General features: G+C 64.1%; 14 protein-coding genes and 1 pseudogene. 7 read left to right on the forward strand and 8 right to left on the reverse strand.

Annotated elements, in window-relative coordinates:
• Positions 1–87: 87 nt before the first annotated feature.
• A complete protein-coding gene (locus XI03_RS28325) occupies positions 88–1,224 on the reverse strand; it encodes an acyl-CoA dehydrogenase family protein (protein WP_271593972.1) in 1,137 nt (378 codons plus the stop codon).
• Between the two features lie 266 nt (positions 1,225–1,490).
• Here XI03_RS28325 and XI03_RS28330 point away from each other — a divergent pair, with 266 nt between their 5' ends.
• Both XI03_RS28330 and XI03_RS28335 read left to right on the forward strand, forming a co-directional pair.
• Positions 1,491–3,041, forward strand: a complete 1,551-nt coding sequence (locus XI03_RS28330) for an acyl-CoA synthetase (protein WP_271593973.1) — start codon at positions 1,491–1,493, stop codon at positions 3,039–3,041.
• A gap of 75 nt (positions 3,042–3,116) precedes the next feature.
• Positions 3,117–4,340: an ABC transporter substrate-binding protein gene (locus tag XI03_RS28335; RefSeq protein ID WP_212475262.1), complete on the forward strand. Its 1,224-nt coding sequence runs from the start codon at positions 3,117–3,119 to the stop codon at positions 4,338–4,340.
• 64 nt (positions 4,341–4,404) lie between these two features.
• Here the strand turns inward: XI03_RS28335 and XI03_RS28340 are convergent, their stop codons facing one another.
• Positions 4,405–5,925, reverse strand: a complete 1,521-nt coding sequence (locus XI03_RS28340; protein WP_271593974.1) for a glycosyltransferase family 2 protein — start codon at positions 5,923–5,925, stop codon at positions 4,405–4,407.
• 48 nt (positions 5,926–5,973) lie between these two features.
• Positions 5,974–6,744 carry a helix-turn-helix domain-containing protein gene (locus tag XI03_RS28345; protein WP_091964371.1) on the reverse strand — a complete coding sequence of 257 codons (771 nt, stop codon included), beginning with the start codon at positions 6,742–6,744 and terminating at the stop codon, positions 5,974–5,976.
• A 186-nt stretch (positions 6,745–6,930) separates the two neighbouring features.
• Between XI03_RS28345 and XI03_RS28350 the strand changes: the two genes are divergently transcribed.
• From XI03_RS28350 to XI03_RS28360, 3 genes are all read left to right on the forward strand, one after another.
• The gene (locus tag XI03_RS28350; RefSeq protein WP_271593975.1) at positions 6,931–9,192 is read left to right on the forward strand and encodes a marine proteobacterial sortase target protein; all 2,262 of its coding nucleotides are present in this window, start codon (positions 6,931–6,933) and stop codon (positions 9,190–9,192) included.
• A 166-nt stretch (positions 9,193–9,358) separates the two neighbouring features.
• Entirely contained in the window at positions 9,359–9,928 is a 570-nt protein-coding gene (locus XI03_RS28355) for a class GN sortase (protein ID WP_271593976.1), read from the forward strand.
• 162 nt (positions 9,929–10,090) lie between these two features.
• On the forward strand, positions 10,091–11,083 hold the full coding sequence (locus XI03_RS28360; RefSeq protein ID WP_271593977.1) for a glycosyltransferase: 993 nt from the start codon (positions 10,091–10,093) through the stop codon (positions 11,081–11,083).
• Positions 11,084–11,093: 10 nt separating this feature from the next.
• Here the strand turns inward: XI03_RS28360 and XI03_RS28365 are convergent, their stop codons facing one another.
• Positions 11,094–12,740 (reverse strand): glycosyltransferase family 2 protein, encoded by a 1,647-nt coding sequence (locus XI03_RS28365; RefSeq protein ID WP_271593978.1) that lies wholly within the window; start codon positions 12,738–12,740, stop codon positions 11,094–11,096.
• A 211-nt stretch (positions 12,741–12,951) separates the two neighbouring features.
• On the opposite strand from XI03_RS28365, the gene XI03_RS28370 reads away from it, so the two are divergent.
• Positions 12,952–15,171 carry an acetate--CoA ligase family protein gene (locus tag XI03_RS28370; protein WP_271593979.1) on the forward strand — a complete coding sequence of 740 codons (2,220 nt, stop codon included), beginning with the start codon at positions 12,952–12,954 and terminating at the stop codon, positions 15,169–15,171.
• Between the two features lie 146 nt (positions 15,172–15,317).
• Entirely contained in the window at positions 15,318–16,148 is an 831-nt protein-coding gene (locus XI03_RS28375) for an MlaD family protein (RefSeq protein WP_028139667.1), read from the forward strand.
• A 40-nt stretch (positions 16,149–16,188) separates the two neighbouring features.
• Here the strand turns inward: XI03_RS28375 and XI03_RS40595 are convergent.
• The 4 genes and pseudogenes from XI03_RS40595 to fmdA all read right to left on the reverse strand — a co-directional run bounded on the left by XI03_RS40595 (position 16,189) and on the right by fmdA (position 22,302).
• Positions 16,189–19,180: pseudogene (locus XI03_RS40595) on the reverse strand (autotransporter outer membrane beta-barrel domain-containing protein).
• A 320-nt stretch (positions 19,181–19,500) separates the two neighbouring features.
• The gene (locus XI03_RS28390; RefSeq protein WP_271593981.1) at positions 19,501–20,541 is read right to left on the reverse strand and encodes an aliphatic amidase; all 1,041 of its coding nucleotides are present in this window, start codon (positions 20,539–20,541) and stop codon (positions 19,501–19,503) included.
• A gap of 42 nt (positions 20,542–20,583) precedes the next feature.
• Complete coding sequence (locus tag XI03_RS28395; RefSeq protein WP_271593982.1) at positions 20,584–20,961, reverse strand: FmdB family zinc ribbon protein; 378 nt, start codon at positions 20,959–20,961, stop codon at positions 20,584–20,586.
• Between the two features lie 111 nt (positions 20,962–21,072).
• Positions 21,073–22,302, reverse strand: a complete 1,230-nt coding sequence (gene fmdA / locus XI03_RS28400; protein ID WP_028139663.1) for a formamidase — start codon at positions 22,300–22,302, stop codon at positions 21,073–21,075.
• Positions 22,303–22,328 lie beyond the last annotated feature (26 nt).

The following is a 22,328-nucleotide window of genomic DNA, read 5'->3' on the forward strand; positions in this document are numbered from 1 at the left end:
ACGGAGTCTGGAGCCCGATGGATTCTCAGGTGCGCAATTGCGCACCATAGCTCGACGCTTCGCGTCGCCCCGGAATGACGGCGTCCGTCACAATCCCATCTGCCGGCTGGCCAGATCCTTCATGATCTCCTCAGTGCCGCCGCCGATGGCGTTGACCTTGACCTCGCGGTAGATGCGTTCGGCCTTGATGCCGCGCATGAAGCCGGCGCCGCCGAAAATCTGTACAGCTTCCGAGGCGCAGAACGCCATTGTCTGCGTCGCCTGGTTCTTCATCATGCAGATTTCCGCGACCGGGCTCTCGCCCTGCTCGAGCCGCCACGCCAGCATTTCCAGCATCGCCTGACTTGCGGCGACCTTCTGCGCCATGTCCACGATCTTGTGACGGATCACCTGATGCTGGGCCAGCGGCTTGCCGAAAGTCTTGCGCTCCTTGGCGTAGGCGACGGCCTCGTCGAGGCAGACCCGCGCAAAGGCGGTGCAGCCGGCCGCCATGCCCATGCGCTCGCTGTTGAAATTCTGCATGATGATCTTGAAGCCCTGGCCCTCCTCGCCGATCAGGTTTTCGGCCGGCACGCGGCATTCGTCGAAATGCAGCGTCGCGGTGTCGGAGGCCCACCAGCCCATCTTCTTCAGCTTGGTCCTGGACAGGCCGGGCGTGTCGCCCTCGATCAGGAGCAGGCTGACGCCGCCGGCGCCCTCGCCGCCCGTGCGCACGGCAACGGTCAGATAGTCGGCGCGCATCCCTGAGGTGATGAAGGTCTTCTCACCGCTCACAACGTAGTGATCGCCGTCGCGTCGCGCCTTTGTGGCGAGGTTCGCGACATCGGAGCCGCCGCCCGGCTCGGTGATCGCGAGCGCGGAGATCTTCTCGCCTGACAGCACCTGCGGCAGCACGCGTGCCCTGACCTCCGGCCGCGCTGCCCGCGCGATCGGCGGCGAGCCGATGGTGTGACTCATCAGGCTGGCGCTGACGCCTCCGGCGCCCGCCCGCGCCAATTCCTGGCTCGCCACGATCTTCATGAACTGGTCGGCGGCGATCCCGCCATATTCCTCAGGGAATCCCAGCCCCAACAGACCGATCCCGGCCGCCTTGCGATAGAGCTCGCGGGGGAATTCGCCGGCCTCGTCCCACTCATGGGCGAACGGGGAGATCTCTTTTTCGACGAAGCGGCGCATCATGTCGCGGAAGGCATCGTGCTCGGCGGTATAGAACGGGCTCTTCATCGCAGTCTCGCCTCGCGGACGGATTCGTCTCGTTCACCATGGCCGGAACATCGGCGGCTCACTTGCGCAGAGTGGCTGACCGGCGAACCACTCTGGCGCAGGCCCCGGCCTAGCAACTCAACGCAAGACGATTTTGCCCCCTCGCGCGCCAACTCCAAATAAAAAAAGACGTCGATGCACCAACTCCGGCTGGCCCCAAGGCCATGCCGGGCATGGTGCACGGCAATAAGGATGCAGGCGGCACAAGACCGCCGAGGGAGGAATTCTTGGCCGTTCGTTACTACGACTGGATCGTTCATCATGGCCGCCGCACGCCTGACAAGGTTGCGGTGATCGACCTCGCGAGCGAGCGCCGCTTGACCTATGCGCAGCTTGACGCCCGAGTCTCGCGCCTCGCCTCTTTCCTGCGCCACACGCTGAACGTCGCACGCGGCGACCGTGTCGCGGTGCTGGCGCTGAACACGACCGATACGCTGGAGGTCCAGTTCGCCTGCGGCCGCCTCGGCGCGATCTTCGTGCCGCTGAACACCCGCCTCACCGTTCCCGAGCTTCAGTTCATCACCGGCGACTGCGCGCCGAAGGTGATGATCCACGACGCCGATCTCGCCGAGACCGGGCTTGCCGTCGCAAAGCTGTGCGGCATCGCGACCAGCCTGCTGCTCGGGCCCGGCGGGTCCTATGAGGCCGGCATTGCCGGCGCAAAGCCGCTCGAGGCGATCGAGCAGGTCACGCTCGATGACGTCTCGACCATCATGTACACGTCGGGCACGACGGGACATCCGAAGGGCGCGACCATTACCCATGGCATGACCTTCTGGAATTGCGTCAATCTCGGCGGTCCCGCCTGTATCGGACCGTCCTCGGTTCTGCTCACCGTGCTGCCGCTGTTCCACACCGGCGGGCTGAATTGCTACACCAATCCCGTGCTGCATGCCGGCGGCACCGTGATGATCATGCGCGCGTTCGATCCCGGTACCGCGCTCGGCCTGATCAACGATCCCGCACAGGGCATCAACGTGTTCTTCGGCGTGCCCGCGATCTACCAGTTCATGGCGCAACACCCCGCTTTCCCAACGACCGATCTCGGCCGGCTGATCGTCGGAGGCGTCGGCGGCGCGCCGATGCCGGTACCGCTCTTGAAAGTCTGGGAAGCGCGCGGCGTCGCGCTCCAGCAGGGTTACGGCATGACCGAGACCTCGCCGGCCGTGCTGGTGCTCGACCGCGAGGATGCGGCGCGCAAGGCCGGCTCCGCCGGCAAGCCCGTGCTGCACACCGAAGTGCGCATCGTGCGCCCCGACGGCAGCGATGCAGATGTCGGCGAGCTCGGTGAGCTCTGGGTCAAGGGGCCGAACATCACCCCGGGCTACTGGAACAGGCCGGAGGCGAACAAGACCTCCTTCACCGACGGCTGGCTGCACACCGGTGACGCGACGCGCGTCGACGAAGAGGGCTTCTACTACATCGTCGACCGCTGGAAGGACATGTACATCTCCGGCGGCGAGAACGTCTATCCGGCCGAGGTCGAGAACGTCCTGCACCAGCTCGCGGCCGTCGCCGAAGCCGCAGTGATCGGCATTGCAGATCCGCAATGGGGCGAAGTGGGCCTGGCCATCGTCGCGGTCAAGTCGGGCCAAAAGCTGACCGACGCCGATCTCTTCGCGCATTGCGCGGCCAATCTGGCGCGCTTCAAATGTCCACGCCAGATCCGCTTCGTCGACGCGCTGCCCCGCAACGCCACGGGCAAGATCCACAAGCCGACCTTGCGCAAGGAGTTCTCGGTGGCCTCCGAAGTCGACAGGAAAGTCGCCAACGCCTGACCCAAGCGCCCCTCGCGGGCGCTTTTCTTTTTTGAAGTGCCCGCCCTACCCAACAAGAAACCCCAAGGAATTTCCATGAAGAACAAGAAACTCGTCCTGCTCGCCGCGGCAACTGCCCTGACATTGCTCTCCACCCAGGGTGCTTTCGCGCAGAAGAAATACGACACCGGCGCCAGCGACACCGAGATCAAGATCGGCAATGTCGAGGCCTATTCCGGTCCCGCTTCCGCCTACGGCATCATCGGCAAGACCGAGGAGGCCTACTTCAAGATGGTCAACGATCAGGGCGGCATCAACGGCCGCAAGATCAACTGGATCTCTTATGATGACGGCTATTCGCCGCCCAAGACCGTGGAGCAGGTCCGCAAGCTGATCGAGAGCGACGAGGTGTTCCTGATCTTCAACGCGCTGGGCACCCCGACCCAGACCGCTGTGCAGAAATATCACAATGCCAAGAAGGTGCCGCAGCTGTTCCTCGCCACCGGCGCCAGCAAGTGGAACGACCCGAAGAATTTTCCCTGGACCATGGGCTTCCAGCCCAGCTACCGGGTCGAGGCCCAGATCTTCGCCAAGTACATTCTGAAGGAGAAGCCGGACGCGAAGGTCGCGATCTTCTATGCCAACGACGATTTCGGCAAGGACTACGTCGCCGGCATCAAGGACGTGTTCGGTGACAAGGCATCGAAGCTGATCGTGGCCGAAGAGAGCTACGAGACGTCGGAGCCGTCGATTGACGCCCATATCGTCAAGCTCAAGGGCACCGGCGCCGATGTTTTCGTGAACATCGCCACCCCCAAATTCGCGGCGCAGGCCATCAAGAAGATCGCTGAGCTGGAATGGAAGCCGATGCATTTGATGACCGACGTCTCGGTGTCGATCGGCGCGGTAATGAAGCCAGCCGGCCTCGAGGCATCTGAAGGCGTGCTGTCGGCCGGCTATCTGAAGGACGCCTCCGATCCGCAGTGGAAAGACGACGAGGGCATGAAGAAGTTCATGACCTTCATCGACAAGTACATGCCCGGCGCGAACATTTCGGACGCCAATCTGGTTTACGCCTACGCCGCGGCCCAGACGATGGTGCAGGTGCTGAAGCAGTCGGGCGACAACCTGACCCGTGAGAACGTGATGAAGCAGGCCGCCAGTCTCAAGGACTTCGTCCCCGACACGCTGATCCCGGGGATCAAGATCAACACCTCGGCCACAGACTTCGCGCCGATCGAGCAGCTCAAGATGTGGCGTTTCAAGAAGGGCCAGTGGGAGCTGTTCGGCGATATCATCAGCGCCGAAACCGGAGGCTAGCTCGACGCCGGCCAACCTTGCGTGACTGAAGCGCGATGCGATCAGGATGGATCGTCATCGCGCTTCAGGTCGTTGTTTGAGCATGGTCTTCTCGGAAAACCCGCCAGGCACTTGAAGCTCCGGCATCCTGGCTCACCTCGATGGATGCCACGGAAAGACCAAGGCGGCGGGAATCGCCAATCCCCCTCAACTCGGGGCAGGACCATGCCAGGATGGCGATGCCCGAGGGCGGCAGATCGAGGTCCATCGTATAGCTATCGGGGCCGATTGCGATCGCGGAGGCATCAACGTGCACGCCGTCGAGATAGAAATGCACACCGATCTCGCGCAGCGGCGCGCGCAAGGCGGGACTTCGGATCCGAACGGTGTTGCGGCCCGCGCCCCCCTGGATGCGAATCGCGGCCTGGGGCTCGCTCCAGCGGAAGGTGTGCCCCGCTGACGATTCGAGGGCATGGAATCCGGCTTGCCCGAGAACGCGATCTCCCAGGAATTTCACCGCCGGCCCGGCATGGCCGCGAATGCGACGAATGCATTCGAGCCGCTGCAGATGGATCAGCGAGGCGATGTAGCGTCTCATCCATCGCGCGATCGCTTCGCTCGATCCGATCATCGTCAGCGCGCGCAGACCGAAATGCGATTGCAGGACGGCCAGGCGCGCGGCGAAGCGCGCCGGAAGATCGCCGCACAGAGTCAGTGCACCCCAATGCCAGAAGGCGCGCAGTTTTTCCCCAGGCGGCCTCCAGCCGCGGCCTGCAAAGCAGTAATGCAGGAGCGCATTCGACGCAGCGCGGGCGAGCGATACGTCGAATCCGGCCCATTCGACCCATTCGACTGGAACTTCGAGCAGCTCGCTGCCGGGCTCGCGTCGCGCCTCGCTGAGATATCGGATCTCGCCCTCGACGAAATCGAGCGTGAAGGTCTTGAGCTCGCCGATTTCGCCGATGTAATAATGATGGAAGCGCGCCTCCTCCAGATAACCGATGGCGTGACCTCTCGCGTGATAGGCCGCGGCCAGCACCCATTCGGCAAAATGGCCGAGCTCCTCGCGCAGGCCTCCGCATTCCCAATAGACGTCACGCCGCGTCACGAAGCACTGATCGAGCACCTTGCGCCAGGGATGCTGCTTCATGCCGAATTCGATGTCGGCCTGGTACATTGTGGCCTCGGCTTCCGAGAGCCTGTTATGGCAAATCGGCACCGAGCGGCAGGAGAAGGCGGCCCAGTCGGGATGCGCGTCGATCGCGCGGATGCACAGCTCGATTACTTCGGGCTCGGGCCAGCAATGCGACTCCGTGAAGAACAGATAACTGCCGCGGGCCTTGGCGGCGCCAAATGCGCAGAGCCCGATGTCGTGATCCGAAGCGGTGAATTCCAGGCGCGCCTGGTCGCCAGCCAGCACCTTCAGCTCCTCGCGCGCGGCGAAGTCCGGCGGCACCACCAGGATGATTTCGTAAAGCGATCTATCTGCGGTCTGCGACGTCCAACCGAGCCAGGACAGCTCCCATTGCCCGCGGTGATATTCGAGCGGGATGATGATGGAGAACAGCGGAGATTCGCCGATGTATGGGGCGCGCGCGTTCTGCATACCCCCTTATAGACGCAGGCAACGCCATTCCGGATTCTTTCTTGCGGACTATACCGACAGAAACAGTGCGAAGGATTCTTCCACCGTGCGGCGCAGATGCTTTCCGTACAACGCATGGTTGGCGTCGCCGGGCCCGACCCTCCCCAGCGACGGCTTCGGGACGTTCCGGAGCGGCACATAGGCGATCGGCGCCGCGATGGGTGTCAGTTGCGAACCAGGCCCGGCGCGGAGCGTCGAGATGATGCCGTACATCTCGCCGGCGACCGTCGGCCGCGACACCGTGATCACGCGATGCTGGCCGTGCTTGATGATGACGAGGTAGATGAAGCCTGACTGATGCGGGACGGCGACCTCGCCGGTATGCTCGTAGGCGGTATCGGTGCGATCGCCCTCCCGAAAGACCAGCGAAGACACCTTCGGCTCCCAGACAATCTCGGTGCGGTACGCGAAGATCGCGTCCTTGTCGCCGAACGACGGTCGCAGCGTGATGTAGACGTCCTCGAGCCAGGTCACGGCGCGATGCGCATAGGAGCCAAGACTGTCGGGAGCGACATCGTTGGCGGCTTGAGGCGCCGCCACGACGGGGCTCTTCCGCAACGAGACGCCCAGCGCCTGCTCCAGCCGGACCGTCGTCGCCAGCGTAAACGGCCGTCGGCCGCCGAGCACCTTCTCCAGCGTCGACAGGCTGAGCTTGGCCTGCTCGGCCAGCGTCTGCCGGGAGATCCGGCGTCTGGCGAGCTCCTCGCGAATGGTCTCGGCGATCTCGCGGCTCTGCTCGTCCGAAAGCTGCTTGTCGGTGAGTTTATCCTGCATCTGCATCGCTAACCCTGCTCCAGCACGGCCATTCTAGCAGGGCGGACAAACCAGCACAAAACCGCACATGGGCGCCCCACGGCGGCCTGCCCGGGCCGGCCGCGGCGGAACATGACCGATCATTCTGCTCGCGAAATCGGCCCCTCCCAGCGAATGCTCAGAGCCAGCAAACGTCCCTTCGGGAGCAGGCCAATGGACACCTACGACACAGCCGACAACGACGAACACCCCATGCTGAAGGGGCTGATCAAGCTCGGATTGTTTCTTCTCGCGCAGGGCATCGCCGTGATGCTGATGGCCTTCGTGGCCCTGCTCGTCAGCTTCGGGACCAGTTGGTCGGCCACGACAGAGCGGGCCAGCCTGCTTCAGCCCGGCGACGCCAAGTCCGGCTCCCTCCTCCTCAAGGAGGATGGCGCCACCACCGAAGCGATCCGCCTCGGCACCGACATCGACATCACGGTCTCGGGCCCGACGCTGCGCGCGCGCGTCACCCAAATCTTCCGCAACCCGACCAAGGACTGGGTCGAAGCAACCTATGTCTATCCGCTCGCGACCGGCGGCGCCGTCGATACGCTGAAGATGGTGGTCGGCGACCGCGTCATCGTCGGCGACATCAAGGAGCGCCAGCAGGCCCGCGTGATCTACGAAGAGGCACGCCGCACCGGTCAGAGGGCCGCGCTCACCGAGCAGGAGCGGCCGAACATCTTTACCAATTCGGTCGCCAATATCGGCCCCGGCGAAACCGTGCTGGTGCAGATCGAATATCAGGAGCCGGTGCATCAATCCGGCAACGAATATTCACTGCGTCTGCCGCTGGTGGTCGGACCGCGCTACAATCCGGCGCCGATCGTGCAGAGCGTCGACTTCCGCAAGGACGGATCGGGCTGGGGCGCGGCGACCTCGGACCCGGTACCGGACCGCGACCGCCTCTCGCCGCCTGTGCTCGATCCCGCCAGGAATGCACCGGTCAATCCGACCAGCATCACGGTGCGCCTGAAGGCCGGCTTCGCGCTCGGCGAGGTCAAGAGCCACCACCATAAGGTCAAGATCGAAAGTCCGGACAACATGGCGCGTGTCATCACGCTCGCCGACGGCGCCGTCCCGGCTGACCGCGATTTCGAGCTGACCTGGAAGGCCGCCGCCGAGAAGGCGCCATCGGTCGGCCTGTTCCGCGAACATGTCGGCGACGCCGACTACCTGCTCGCCTTCGTCACTCCGCCCAGCGCCGAACAGACGACACAAAAGCCATTGCCGCGTGAGGTCGTGTTCGTGATCGACAATTCGGGCTCGATGGGCGGCACGTCGATCGTCCAGGCCAAGGCGAGCCTCGCCTACGCTCTGTCCCGGCTCCAGCCGACCGACAGTTTCAACGTCATTCGCTTCGACGATACCATGGACATGCTGTTTCCAACCTCCGTGACGGCAGACGCTACCCATGTCGGCGAGGCAACCTCGTTCGTGAGCGCGTTGCAGGCGCGCGGCGGCACCGAGATGGTGCCGGCAATGCGCGCCGCGCTGGCAGACAAGCTCGGCGACACCGGCATGGTTCGCCAGGTCGTCTTCCTGACCGACGGCGCAATCGGCAACGAACAGCAATTGTTCGAAACGATCACGGCGATGCGCGGCCGCTCGCGCGTCTTCATGGTCGGCATCGGCTCGGCGCCGAACACCTATCTGATGACCCGCGCCGCCGAGCTCGGCCGTGGTGCCTTCACCCATATCGGTTCCGTCGAGCAGGTGGAGGAGCGCATGCGCGGCTTGTTCGCCAAGCTGGAAAATCCGGCCGTCACCGGCCTCACCGCGAAATTCTCCGAGGCCAACGCCGACGTGACCCCGGCGATCATCCCAGACGTCTATCGCGACGAGCCGCTGGTGCTGGCAGCAAAGCTCGACAAGCTCGCAGGCTCGCTCGAGATCAGGGGCCGCGTCGACGACCGTCCATGGTCAGTGACGCTGCCGCTGCAAAATGCCGCCCAAGGCAATGGCCTGTCAAAGCTCTGGGCCAAGCGCAAGATCGGCGATGCCGAAGTGGCGCGCGCCATGCGGGAGCTCGCGCCCGAGGAGGCCGACAAGGCGATCCTGGCGCTGGCGCTCGACCATCAGATCGTCACGCACCTGACCAGCCTTGTCGCCGTCGACAAGACGCCGAGCCGGCCCGAAGGCGCGCCGCTCAAGCTCAGCGAATTGCCGATCAACCTGCCGGCCGGCTGGAATTTCGAGAAGGTGTTCGGCGAACGGCCGCAGGTCCCGGCACAATTGCGTGAACGCCATGCCGATGCGCGCACCTCACCCGCCGCGCGGCGTCCGACACCCGCAGCGCCTGACGCGATCCGTCTGCCCAAGACAGCAACTTCAGCCGAGCTGAAGATGATCGCAGGCCTGGTCCTGATCGTGCTCGCCCTGATCCTGTTCGTGTTCAACCGGCGTCGGCTCTTGCTCACCGACGCCGCTTGAGAGAGGAGCCGCCCCGAACTCCTCTGTTAGCGCGCGCGGCTGCCCGTCCCATACCAACGGCCGCGCGCGTCTTTTTCCTGTCATTGCGAGGAGCGAAGCCACGAAGCAATCAGACTGCCGCCGTTCAGACAATCTGGATTGCTTCGCAATGACGAGAGTAGACGTCATGCCCCGCCTCTCATCTCCCCTGGTTCTGGCACTGATCGGCCTCATCCTGTTCGGCGACGGCGCCTACATCCATGCCAAGGCGTGGCTGGCGCAGGTGCTGCTGGAGCGCGCGTTCGACAAGAGCCTTGCGACGGGCGAGGTGATCAAACCATGGGCATGGGCCGATACCTGGCCGGTCGCGCGGATCGAGGTGAAGCGGATAGGCGCCAGCGCGATCGTGCTGGAAGGTACGAGCGGCCAGGCGCTTGCCTTCGGGCCGGGCCATATCAGCCGAACGGCTGATGCGGGCGAGCGCGGTGTTGCCGTATACGCAGCGCATCGTGACACACATTTCCGTTTCTTGCGGAATGTTGCCGTCGGAGACATCGTTGAGATCACCCGCCGCGACGGCAGGCATTTTCGCTATCGGGCGGATTCTTCGGCCGTTGTCCGTTTCGACGCGGCGGGCATCGATCCCTCGACGCAGGGTGTGGAACTCGTGCTCTCGACCTGCTGGCCGTTCGACGCCGTTACGTCCGGGCCGGAGCGCTATGTCATGCATGCCACCTTGATCGAAGCGCGTGAATAGCGGTTCGCAATCGGCCCGTCCGGGAACGATCGAGCCCTCTCAAATCGCGCCGGACACGCCGGTCCATCGCGTTTGACGCGACCGTGAACTGGCGCCGTCGACCAGAGACCTGTAAGAAGGTCCCATTGATTTTGTACGATGTAATTTGCGAAAGCTCGATAGATGGACGACGAGTTCAGGCAGCGCCTCGAACAGCGAATGGAGCAGCTCGAAAATCGCGTCGCGCTGCTCGAAAGGAATCAGGATCTCATCGCCGCCGGGCAAAGGCGATCCTCGCTCCGGAGCCTCTGGCGGCGTCCGCCGATGTGGACTTTCGAGCAATATCCTCCGCGCCTGCTCAACCTGACGGCCTTCCCGCCGGCACCCTCGATCCACGAGAATGCACCGCGGATCGCAATGGTCACGCCGAGCTACAACCAGGTGCAATATCTCGGCGCCACGATCGACAGCATCGTGAGCCAGAACTATCCGAACCTGTATTACCACGTGCAGGACGGCGCCTCGATCGACGGCACGGCTGATCTCCTGAAGAGCCGCGGCGAGAGCATCAGCTGGAGGAGCGAACCTGACAGCGGACAATCGAACGCCATCAATCTCGGCTTCGCCGGCGTCGACAGCGAGATCATGGCCTATCTCAACAGCGACGACATGCTGCTGCCGGGGACGCTGGCCTATGTCGCCAACTACTTCACATCGCATCCGCATGTCGACATCGTCTATGGCCATCGCGTCTTCGTCGATCGCGAGGGACTCGAGGTCGGCCGTGCCGTGCTGCCGCCCCATGACGGGCGCGCGCTGCAATATGCCGACTATATCCCGCAGGAGACGATGTTCTGGCGCAGGCGCGTGTGGGACAGGGTCGGCCCGATCGACGAGAGCTTCCACTACGCGATGGATTGGGACTTCATCCTGCGGGCACAGGCCGCGGGATTCAAATTCGTGCGCCTGCCGCGATTTCTCGCCTGCTTCCGAATCCATGATGCCCAGAAGACGGCGTCGACCTACGCGATCGGCGTCCGGGAGATGGGCATCTTGAGGCGCCGCGCTCTCGGCTTCGATCCGACACAGATACAGATTCGCCGCGCCATCGCCCCCTATCTCGCGAGGCAGGTCGTCTTTCACTACGCCCACAAGCTGAGCCTGCTGGGGTACTGAGCGGTGACGATCACTCACCTCGTGCCGCGCGGACGTCGTGATCGAGCCAGATCCGCTCGAGCCCGATGCCGAGAGGTCGCGCGTCGGAGCTCAGTCCGAGATCCGCGGGAGAGCGTGGATCGGATAGCGACAGGCTGATGGTCAACGTCCCGTCGGCGGCAATCGCGGCGGGATCGAGCATCAACCTGCGCAAGCCCGCGAACGCCTCTCTCGAGAATGTCAGTTGCTGCGGCGCTCCGTTGCCGACGCGGCAGGCCGCCCGCAATTGCGGATTTCCGTCGGAAACGAAGGCCCGGCACGCCAGCACAAGCTCGACCGGCCGTGACGGAATGGGATGGACCTCGAACCGGAGCACGCAATTCCTGGCAATGGACCAGGTGCCCCATTGCTCCGGCTCGCTCCATCCCTCGATCAACGCGGCGACGCCCGCTCCGCCATGCGCGAATTCGAGCTCCTTCACGCCGAGGACCGGCGAGGACACGGGAGCCTTCAGAGCGGCAGGATCGAGCGGCCCCTGATCCGGAACGAACTGCGCGATCACGCGCACTGCGTCCGCAATCGAATTGAGCCCAAGCGCAGAACCATCCAGCTCGTAAACCACACGGTTCGGTCCGGTCACGCGAACACCCCCGCGGGGTGGCGGCCGATCCGCAAGGCGGGCAGGAATGATGATGTCGGCGACGTCAAACCCATGCGTGCGGGCGAGTTCGCCGATGGTCTGCACGGTCCGATCATACAGGGGCGGCCGATGGTTGATGTCGGTCGCGAGCGCCTGTGCCAGCGCCTTGAAGTCGAGCCGCACATCGCCGTGATCCGCCAGCAGCAGACGCTTGAGGACAAACATGTCCTTGGCGATGAAGAGCTGGAGGGCGTTGAGATCGGGGAGTTGGGGATCCTCGTCAATGGGTCCGAAATCGCGCGCCCCTCGCGGCGTCTCGAGCAGATCAGTGGTCTCGAAGAACAGCGCGTGACCGGTGCTGTGCTGCGAGAACCCGGCCATGCTCAGAGGGCGCGACAGTCGGATGAAACTGTCGGTCAGTGCAGCGTTGGCGATACCGGACGCCACGTCGGGCGATAGACCGATGAAGTAGCGCCCACCGATCGCACGCATCCGATCGATGATGCTGCGGCGGACGAACGAATTGTAGATCATCGGCAGATGCGCATAGTGCGCCTGGAAGCCGAAGATGCGCGCCAGCTCGTCGCGTGACGACACTCGCTTCACGGACGAGGTCAGGTCGATCTCGGCGAGCAGCCGGTTGCGGAAGGCCGGATGGTAATAGCTCGGCCAGTGATAGGTGTAGGCGCTCCAGCTCAGGAGATCGATGTTTCGGTCGGAGAGCATCTCCGATGCCGTGGCACATGCGTAGGGCATCAGCCCGTCGTCGTCGCCGATGAAGGCGACGTACTCGCCCGAGGTGTGGCCGAGCGCCGCCTCCCAATTGTCGGTCATGGTCAGAACGGTCTCGCTGGCAAAATGCCTGAAGCGCTCGTCCTTGAGGTCTGCAACGATCTTCGCAATCTCGGGATTACCGCCATTGTTCTGAACGATGAACTCGCAATCTGCATGCGCAGGCTGGCACGCCATGGTCGCGAGCGCGTGGCGAAGCGTGTCGGGACGATCGAGAGTCGGCACCACGATGGACAGCAGCGGCATGATCACCATTTGAGAGAATGAGGGTCACGGTTTCCTAGCATCTTGCCGGACCGTTCGCACTTTCGCCAAAAGTCTCGTGATGCTAGCCTCATCGCCAAATCTTTGTCGTCAAGTCTTGCCCATTCCGTCTCGCGGCATGGAGCGGCCAGGATCAGCCCCCGAAGCCGCCGCGGGGCGCGCGTTGCAACAAGAACAAGAAGTGAGGAAGCGCATGGAAGCTCAAGTGCCCGCCGCCTCGGTCTCTCCGCGCCCATGGTCTCCATCGCCCGACGCCGGAGAGATCGTCAAGGGCATCCATGCCATGCTGCACCCGCACAACATCGTGCTGGTGGGCGCGACCGACAAGCCTGGCAATTATGCCGAACGCATCTGGAACAATCTGATCAAGTACGGTTACGAGGGCGGCCTCTATCCGATCAACGCCAAGCGGGAAACCATCTGGGGCGTCCCTTGCTACAAGGACTTTGCGAGCCTCCCGGAAAAGCCGGATCACGTTCTGGTGCTGGTGCCGGCGCGCTTTGCGGTCCAGGTGATCCGCGATGCCGCGGCAGCCGGTGCACGGTCGGCCACCATCGTCACCTCGGGCTTCAGCGAGTTGCAGGACGAGGAAAGCCAGAAGCTCGCGGCCGAATTGCAAGCGGCGATACGTGAGACCGGACTTGCCGTCACCGGCCCGAATTGCCTCGGCAACCTAAGCGCCGGAGAAAAGCTCTTCACCAACATCGATGATCGCATCGTCACCATGGAACAGGGCGCGGTGGCGATCGCCGGGCAGTCCGGCGCGATCGTCATGGCGATCCGCCAGGCGCTGGAAGACCGCGGTGTCGGTGTCGGCTACATGGTCACATCAGGCAATGAGGCCGGGCTCGAGACGCCGGACCTGATGCGCTATTTCGCCGAGGACCCAAGCATCAAGGTGATCGTCGTCTACCTCGAAGGCGTGCGCAACACCAAGGCCTTTCGCGATGCCTGCAAGGCGGCGCGCGCTGCCAGCAAGCCCGTGATCGCACTCAAGCTCGGCGCCTCCGAGGGCGGCCGCGCCGCGGCGATGGCGCATACCGGCGCGCTCGCGGGCTCGATCGAGACGTTCGACGCCGTTGCAACGCGCGAAGGCGTGATCCGGGTCGGCGGCCTCGACGAGCTGATCGAGACCACCGAGTGTTTCGTTCACTCCGCCGTGCCCAAGGGCGACCGGCTCGCGGCGGTCACGCTGTCGGGCGGCAAGCGCGGCATGCTGCTGGACGCCTTCTATGCCGAGGGCCTGAACTTTGCGCCGCTCAGCCCGCACGTCGGCTCCGAACTGGCGAAGATGCTCGGGCCGGGGTCTATCGTCGGCAACCCGCTCGACGCCGGCTTTGCCGCGGTGGTCGATCCCTCCGTCTACATGAAGTCGATCAAGCTGATGATCGACGATCCTGATATCGACATCGTCATCGTCGATGCCGAGCTGCCGAAGACGCCGCACGAGCTGCGCGAGCGCAACTTGCGCATCGTCGATGACATGGCGCGCCAGGGCGGCAAGCCCGTGATCTACATCAGCGCGATGTCGATCGGCTTCACCGACTTCACCAAGACCTTGCGCAAATCGCTGCCGCATCTCGCGGTCATGCAGGGCATGGACCGGGCGGTGACCGCGATCAAGTCGCTGCTCGACTACGCCAAGCTGCGCAAGGAGGTGCCCGACATCGTCTCGAGCTCGAAACCCGCCGCGCGCGCCGTGCTGGAGAAGGCGCTGAAATCGGCGAGCGGCGCCGCGCTCGACGAGGTCGCCTCGAAGAAACTCTTGAAGGCTTATGGCATTCCGATCTCGAAGGAAGCCATCGCGCAGACGGCAGCCGAGGCGGTGAAGATCGCGAAGCAGATCGGCTTTCCGGTCGTGGCAAAACTCGTCAGCGCCGAGATCCTGCACAAATCCGACATCGGCGGCGTGGTATTGAACCTCAACAGCGCAGCTGACGTGAAGAAGGCGTTTGCCGCCATCACCGCCCGGGTGAGCAAGTTGAAAGGCAAGCCCAAGCTGGACGGCATCCTGATCGCGCAGCAGGTCAAGGCCGAGCTCGAGCTCGTCGTCGGCGCCTCGCTCGATGCCGAGATGGGACCGGTCGTGCTGTTCGGCACCGGCGGCATCGACATCGAGCTGATGAAAGACGTCGTGCTCGCCGCCGCGCCGCTGGACGAGGCCGAGGCGCGGCTCCTGATCGGCCGCACCAAGGCCGGCATCAAGCTGCGCGGCTATCGCGGCAAGCCGTCCCTGCACGAGGCCTCCGCGGTGAAAGCGCTGGTCGGCCTGTCCAATTTGATCGCGGATGCCGGCGACCGGATCGCCTCGATCGACATCAACCCGTTCCTGATCAACACCAGGACGGGCGTAGCGGTCGATGCCCTCATCGTCCTCAACAACGCCGCGGCTAGGCGGGTTGCCGGACATTGATGCCGTAGGGCGGATTAGCGCCAGCGTAATCCGCCAATTTGCACGACTGCCGAGGCGAAAACGGCGGGTTACGCTTCGCTAACCCGCCCTACGTACCATCCGGGCTCCTTCCAACTTGCCTGCTTTGGCCGTAAAACCTTCCCCGCATGGCACGCGCGAGCAATCTGGTGATCGGAACGGCAACGCTGGCGGTGATCGCCGTGGCGTTCGGCGGCCTGCTCGGCGTGCAGAAATGGCGCACCATCCAGAGCCGCAGCCAGTTGCGCGTGGTGTTCGAGGGCGGCTCGGCCAGCGGCCTGCGCCGCGGCGGGCCGGTCAATTTCGACGGCGTGCCCGCGGGCCAGATCCTGTCGATCAAGCTGGACAATCCGCGCAGGATCGTGGCGCTGGTGATGCTCGACAACACCGCGCCGATCCGCAAGGACACCGTGGCCGGCATCGAGTTCCAGGGCCTCACCGGTGTTGCCGCGATCTCGCTGATCGGGGGCGCGCCCTCTGCGCCGCCGGTGCCGCTGGACTCGGACGGCGTCCCCGTGCTGACCGCCGATCTCAGCGACGCCGAATCCATCGTCGACACCCTGCACAGTGTCGACCGCACCATCGTCAGCAACGCCCCCGCGATCAAGGAGGGCCTGCGCACGTTCGAGGACTACACCGCCGACCTCCGGAGCAAGGGTGGCGAAATCGACTCCGTCATGGCCAAGGTCGACAGCGCCTTCGCGGGCTTTGATAAGGCAGTCACGAAGATCGAGGGCGTGGTGCCCGGCTTCGTCGACGGCAAGGCCGACGAGCTGTTCGAGAAGATACAGGGGCTGCACGAGCTCGCCGACACCATGAGAAAGAAATCGGCCGGCTACCTCGAGGACATCCGTCGCTCGCTGCTCGACGTCAGCGAGGCCGCCAACAAGATGAGTGGGACGCCGGCCCCCACTGCCGCCCCGCGCCCGCCGCGCAAGCCGCCGCAGAAGAAGCAGTGACGCCTCCCTTATCCTCCCTCTCAAGGGAGGCGACCATGCCTCACCACGCGTAGCGCACGACGCCCTTGCCGGCGTAGGAGCGGGTGAGGTTCGAGAACTCTCCCTCGAACGTCGCCGATGCAGACCAGCCGTTCATCCAGTTCATCTGCGCTGCCGCCGTGGTCAGCGCCGAATCGCGCGCCTGGGCGGCACCGTTCACGACGAAAGCCGATCCCGGCAGGGTCTGGAACACCGCGCCCACAGTGCGGTCCGGATTGTAGTCATGCGCCCAGGCGAGGCGGCCGCGCAGGGTCATGAGGCCACCGGCCGCGGCAAACGACCTGTCCGCGCGCAGGCCGAGTTCGGTGCGGGTGCTGGTCACGTCCTTGGCGGCATAGTTGAGCGCGAAGACGTTGCTGCCGACCACGGCTGCCTCTGCATAGCTGGGAAGGCTGAACAAGGTGGCCTGGAGCGCCGCATACGGCGTGAGGCCGGCCCACCGCATGGCATAGCGATAGCCGCCCTCGATGCGGCCCGACACGGCATTGGCGTTGAACTGCGCACGCAGCTGGTCATAACCGGCAGCCGTCACGACGCGGTTGGTCGTGACGTCCTGCCAACCATAGGCGAGCGCCGCCGTGATGTAGGCCGGTCCCGCCGTATGACGCACGAAGGCGCCGGCCTGGAATAGATCGGAGCGGCCCCAGCCGAGCCCGTTGACGTTGAAGGCGGTCCCGCCACCTGCGAGTGCAAAGCCCGCAATCGTCGACGGCGAGAAGCGGTAATCGAGGCCCACGGCAGTGCCGTAGACACTGCTCCTCGTGTTGTTCGAGCCGAGGCCGGCATTGCCGTCCGTGGTCTGCGAGCCGCCATAGCCGGCCGTCCACACATCCCAGCGCTGCTCGAAGGTTGCCGCCGGGGCCTTGCGGTACATCGAGGCAAAGGCGTCGCGCGCGCTCTTGTCGCGCGCATTCGCGTCCGCGGCAAATGGCGAGGCGCCAGGCGTGCCGCTGCGTCCTGAGCTGAAGACGTCGGTCAACAGACTCAGGAACAGGTTCATCGCATTGAACGTCGTCTGCTGCGATCCCGTTGCGGATTCACCCGAGGCCTGCGTCAGGCCCCCGGGACCAAGTCCCGCGAGTTCGGCCTGCAGGAAGCCGTTGGTGTTGAAGAAGTTCTGAAGGGTCGTCGCGACGTTCTGCTGGTTGACGTTGAGCGTGTATTTCGCGCCGTAGTTCAGCGTGAAATCGAGGAAGACCTCGTTCGACCCGACGCTCGTCGTGCCGATGAGGCCACCCGGCGCAGCAACGCCCGAAAAATTCCCGACGGAGGTGCCGAAGAAGTTCATGATCGAATAGCGCTTCATCACCGCAGCGCCCGGATACAGCGAGACGCCGACGGTGCCGTCCAGCGCGACATTGCCGGTGACGAGCGCGTGGCTCGTGCTGGATCCGCTGCCGACCTGCACCGCATAGACCGAGCCGGATTGAAGCGCGAGATCGCCCTGAACCTGCATGCTCGAGCCCGGGCCGCCGTCGCCGGGCGCATAGATGCCGCCGTTGGCGATGAGGGTAATTGCCGACGATTCCGGCGCCGAACAACGCACCGCCTGCATTCACGGTTGTCAGGCTCGACTGCGAGATGTCACCATCGACCCGCAGGATGCCGCCGTTCACCGTGGTCGTGCCGGTGTAGGTATTCGTCCCCGAGAGGATCAGCGTGCCGCTGCCGACCTTTTCCAGCGAGCCGGGGCCGGCGGGACCGCAACCGCAGGTATCACCGATGACGCCGCTGACCTCGGTCGAGAGGTTGTTACCGCCGACGACGAGGGTATTGCCGCCGCCGATGTAGTAGAAGCCGCTGCCTTCGATCGATCCTGCGGTGATGCGACCATCGCCGGCCGGACCGGTGCCTCCACCGAAATCGACGACGCCGGTCCCGGTGGTGATGAAGCGTGCGTTGCCGCCGGTGGAGTTGTCGAAGAATTCGGTCCTGCCGCCGTCCTTGGTGATGATCGTGGCATTGCCGGCCGTGGTGAACGCGCCGAAATCGGTGAGACCATCCGCTTCATTGATGATGGTTGCATTGCCGGCGGTCGCCGTGTCGGAGCCGGCGAACGTCCCGAACACGGTCCCGCCAAAATCCTTGTTCACGATCGTCGCCGAGCCCGCCGAAGATTGCTCGATGAATATCGTGCCGCCGCCATTCTGGTTGGTGATGTTGGCCGTGCCTGCATTAGTCCGTCCGAAGAAGCCGATCAGGCCGCTGTCATTGATGATGGTGGCCCGACCGGCCGTCGCGGTGTCGGCTCCACCCCCGAGCGGATCGCCGAAATACACCTGGCCGTTGTTGGTGATCACGATCGAGCTGGCGGAGCTTGCGTTGAGGAACATCGTCGTGCCGGAGAAGTCGTTCAGGATCGACGTGATCCCCGACGTGTCGGCATTGACGATGCTGAAGAGGCCCTCGTTGGTGACGGCGCCGACCATGCTCGCGGTGTGGGTCGCGTCGCCGAGCTGCAGGGATCCGCAATTGCAGATGAAGGTGCCGCCGGTATAGGAGTTCGCGCCGAGCAGCGCCAGGATACCTGGTCCCTGAACATTGATCCCGTCGCTGCCGACGATGCGGGAAGCGATCACGGCCGAGGGATCCGCAGTGCCGGTCACATCGTTGGTGACGAACGTGGTGCCGCCCGCAGCCAGCCTGAGGTCGCCGCCCTGAATGGTATAGATCGAGCCGTCGGCGGTGAGGTCGAAGCCCACGAGGCTGGTGAGTTGCACGCCGCCCGGCGTCACCGTCACCGTGCCGCCCGTCGCCGGCGTCGAGGGAGCGCTGCTTCCGAACAGCGTGCCGGCTGACGCAGGATCGTAGGCCGTGCTGGTCCCGCCAAAGACGTCGGTCCAGTTGGTCGTAGTGTTGTCCCAGACGCCGCCCCCGCCGTTGACGATGCCGTTCGGCGTGGTCTGTGATCCGTTGAAGACCTGTTGTGCCTGGACGGGATCGATCAGAGCGATCGCGCTCAAGACGAGGCCCGCCCCGGATGCCGCGCGCATGACCGCGGCACTCCGAAGCAGGCAACCCCGCCCGCTTGCTCGCAACCAAGCCCCCAAAGCTCGTCCCCCAACCTGCGGCGCTCCCCAATGGCGCCGCGGGAACTTAGGCGATGAAGGCGGGCGGTAGAACTACGGAGGCATGAGAATCCGCCAACGCGACCGCAACTCGGGCAGATTCAACAGCCCATGTTGCAGCCGCGCCACGATTTTACCGAGAGCGACCCCGTCCCGCCCATAGGCGGACGCGCCAGAACGTCCGCCATTATGGACGGCCATTCACATCCCTGGCTTGTCGTCCCACGCGTGGCACCGGCAGGGGCTCAATAGTTGCTCGGAGAGGACCCGTTCGGGATGCCGTCGATCGGACACTCATCGGTCCCCGGCGTCGCGCGGGTCATGGCCTCGACCATGTCGCGCGTGCCCTCGGGGTCTTTGATCCAATTCTTGTAGAAATCATACGGGCAGGCTGCGACGCCGCGCGGGCTTTCGCCGGAATTGATCATGCCGGTATAGCCGCGGTGGACCAGCTTGTAGAGATGGTTCTGCGACTGGCCGTTGCGGCGCGCATCGCGGATCAGATGTTTCGACAGCTGGGCGTACTGGATGCCGTAATCCTCCTCGCCGCACTCGCCGAGCGTACGGCCGTCGAAGCCGATGATCGCGGAGTGGCCGAAATAGGAATAGACGCCGTCGAAACCGGCGGCATTGGCGACGGCGACATAGACGTTGTTGGCCCACGCCATCGCCTTGGAAATAAGGACTTGCTGCTCCTTGGCCGGATACATGTAGCCCTGGCAACGCACGATCAACTCGGCACCCTTCATGGCGCAGTCACGCCAGATCTCCGGAAAGTTGCCGTCGTCGCAGATGATCAGGCTGACCTTCATGCCTTTCGGGCCTTCGGAGACATAGGTGCAATTGCCGGGATACCAGCCTTCGATGGGCACCCACGGCATGATCTTGCGGTACTTCTGCACGATCTCGCCCTTGTCGTTCATCAGGATCAAGGTGTTGTAGGGCGCCTTGTGCGGATGCTCCTCATGGCGCTCGCCGGTCAGCGAGAACACGCCCCACACCTTGGCCTTGCGACAGGCCTCGGCGAAGATCGCGGTCTCTTCACCCGGCACCGCGCATGCCGTCTCGTACATCTCCTTGGAGTCGTACATGATGCCTTGCGTGGAATATTCCGGGAAGATCACGAGGTCCATGCCGGGCAGGCCGGCCTTCATGCCCACCACCATGTCGGCGATCTTGCGGGCATTGTCGAGCACCTCGGCCTTGGTATGCAGGCGGGGCATCTTGTAGTTCACCACGGCGACGCCGACGGTGTCGTTGCTGCTGGAAATGTCGCCGTGAAGCATGTCGGGCGCTCCTGTCGTTTATTGGTTTGAGGTCATCGCGCGCTAATGGCTGATCATCCAGGGCCGCGCCGTTGGGAAACCCTTGGCACCGCTCCCGGTCTTGGTCATCAGCCGCGCCGGTTTTTTCTTGTCTGACGCGCTCTTGTCCTTCACGGTTCTGCCTGTGGAGCAGCAACCGCAGCCGGGCCCGTGCGAGGCCTTGTATTGCGCGAGCGTCTGCGGCGCGTGGGTGCTGCGCTCGTTGACGGCATGCGCCTTGCGCTTCTCGGCCGGCATGCAGAAGAAGTTCGGCGCGGTCAGGATCACGCGCGGCGCCGACGTCTCGCAGTGCGGGCAGCTTTGCGGATCGTCGCACTCGGCCATCGGGCGCAGATCCGTAAAAGGTCCGCAATCGTCACAGAGATATTCGTAGACCGGCATCGCATCACCTAAGTTCTTGCCTGTTCATACAACTCGCTGCCACCATTCGTGTGGAGACAGCCCCTCACCCCAACCCTCTCCCCGTAAGAACGGGGAGAGGGAGCGCACCGGCTACTTGTCGGGCGAAATCGGCATCTGGATATCGCCGGTGATATGCTTGATGGGACCTGCCGCCGACGGCATCACGTCGAAGTCGAAGATCTCCGTCGGCAGCCACAGCGTGGCGCAGGCATTGGGCACGTCGACCACACCGGAGATGTGGCCCTGACACGGCGCGGTGCCGAGGATCGAATAGGCCTGAGCGCCGGAATAGCCGAACTTCTTCAGATACTCGATCGCGTTGAGGCAGGCCTGGCGATAGGCGATGTGGACGTCGAGATAGTGCTGCTTGCCTTGCTCGTCGACCGAGATGCCCTCGAAGATCAGGTAGTCCTTGTAGTTCGGCGTGATCGGCGACGGCTTGAAGATCGGGTTCTTGATGCCGTATTTCGACATGCCGTCCTTGATCACTTCGACCTTCAGATGCAGCCAGCCGGCCATCTCGATGGCGCCGCAGAAGGTGATCTCGCCGTCACCCTGGCTGAAGTGCAGATCGCCCATCGAAAGACCTGCGCCCGGCACATAGACCGGGAAGTAGATCTTCGAGCCGCGCGAGAGATCCTTGATATCGCAATTGCCGCCATGCTCGCGCGGCGGCACCGTGCGCGCACCCTCCGCGCCGATCTTGGCCTTGACGTCGCCCTTGGCGCGGCCGCCATGGGCGGTCGCCGCGAACGGCGGATTGGCAAGGCCCGGGACGCGGGTCGGGTTGGTCGAGATCAGCTCGGCCTCGCGCTTGTTCCAGGTCTCCAGCATCTTCGGATCCGGAAGACAGCCGATCAGGCCGGGATGGATCAGGCCGGCGAAGTTGACGCCAGGCACATGGCGCGACGAAGTGTAGAGACCCTTGATGTCCCAGATCGATTTCTGCGCCAGCGGGAAGTGGTCGGTGAGGAAGCCGCCGCCATTCTGCTTGGAGAAGAAGCCGTTGAAGCCCCACAGGCTTTCCTTCATCGGGCCGACGTCGAGCAGGTCAACCACGAGGAGATCGCCGGGCTCGGCGCCCTTGACGCCGATCGGACCAGACAGGAAGTGCACGATCGACAGGTCGATGTCGCGCACGTCGTCGGCGGAATCGTTGTTCTTGATGAAACCGCCGGTCCAGTCATAGGTCTCGATGATGAAATCGTCGCCGGGATTGACCCAGGCCACGATCGGGATGTCGGGGTGCCAGCGGTTGTGCACCATGTCATTTTCGTAGGCCGACTTGGTGAGATCGACCTTGATCAGTGTCTCTGGCATCGAGATGCTCCCCTTTTACTACGGTT

Source organism: Bradyrhizobium sp. CCBAU 65884, assembly GCF_028128835.1.
In the GTDB taxonomy this organism is placed as follows: Bacteria; Pseudomonadota; Alphaproteobacteria; order Rhizobiales; family Xanthobacteraceae; genus Bradyrhizobium; species Bradyrhizobium ottawaense.

Excerpts from the sequence above, each read along its gene's own strand:
- XI03_RS28365 (WP_271593978.1), bottom strand. The coding sequence starts at position 12,740 with ATGCCGCTGCTGTCCATCGTGGTGCCGACTCTCGATCGTCCCGACACG.
- XI03_RS28335 (WP_212475262.1), top strand. The coding sequence starts at position 3,117 with ATGAAGAACAAGAAACTCGTCCTGCTCGCCGCGGCAACTGCCCTGACA.
- XI03_RS28325 (WP_271593972.1), bottom strand. The coding sequence starts at position 1,224 with ATGAAGAGCCCGTTCTATACCGCCGAGCACGATGCCTTCCGCGACATG.
- XI03_RS28340 (WP_271593974.1), bottom strand. The coding sequence starts at position 5,925 with ATGCAGAACGCGCGCGCCCCATACATCGGCGAATCTCCGCTGTTCTCC.
- XI03_RS28370 (WP_271593979.1), top strand. The coding sequence starts at position 12,952 with ATGGAAGCTCAAGTGCCCGCCGCCTCGGTCTCTCCGCGCCCATGGTCT.
- fmdA (WP_028139663.1), bottom strand. The coding sequence starts at position 22,302 with ATGCCAGAGACACTGATCAAGGTCGATCTCACCAAGTCGGCCTACGAA.
- XI03_RS28345 (WP_091964371.1), bottom strand. The coding sequence starts at position 6,744 with ATGCAGATGCAGGATAAACTCACCGACAAGCAGCTTTCGGACGAGCAG.
- XI03_RS28375 (WP_028139667.1), top strand. The coding sequence starts at position 15,318 with ATGGCACGCGCGAGCAATCTGGTGATCGGAACGGCAACGCTGGCGGTG.
- XI03_RS28390 (WP_271593981.1), bottom strand. The coding sequence starts at position 20,541 with ATGCTTCACGGCGACATTTCCAGCAGCAACGACACCGTCGGCGTCGCC.
- XI03_RS28355 (WP_271593976.1), top strand. The coding sequence starts at position 9,359 with ATGCCCCGCCTCTCATCTCCCCTGGTTCTGGCACTGATCGGCCTCATC.
- XI03_RS28360 (WP_271593977.1), top strand. The coding sequence starts at position 10,091 with ATGGACGACGAGTTCAGGCAGCGCCTCGAACAGCGAATGGAGCAGCTC.
- XI03_RS28395 (WP_271593982.1), bottom strand. The coding sequence starts at position 20,961 with ATGCCGGTCTACGAATATCTCTGTGACGATTGCGGACCTTTTACGGAT.
- XI03_RS28350 (WP_271593975.1), top strand. The coding sequence starts at position 6,931 with ATGGACACCTACGACACAGCCGACAACGACGAACACCCCATGCTGAAG.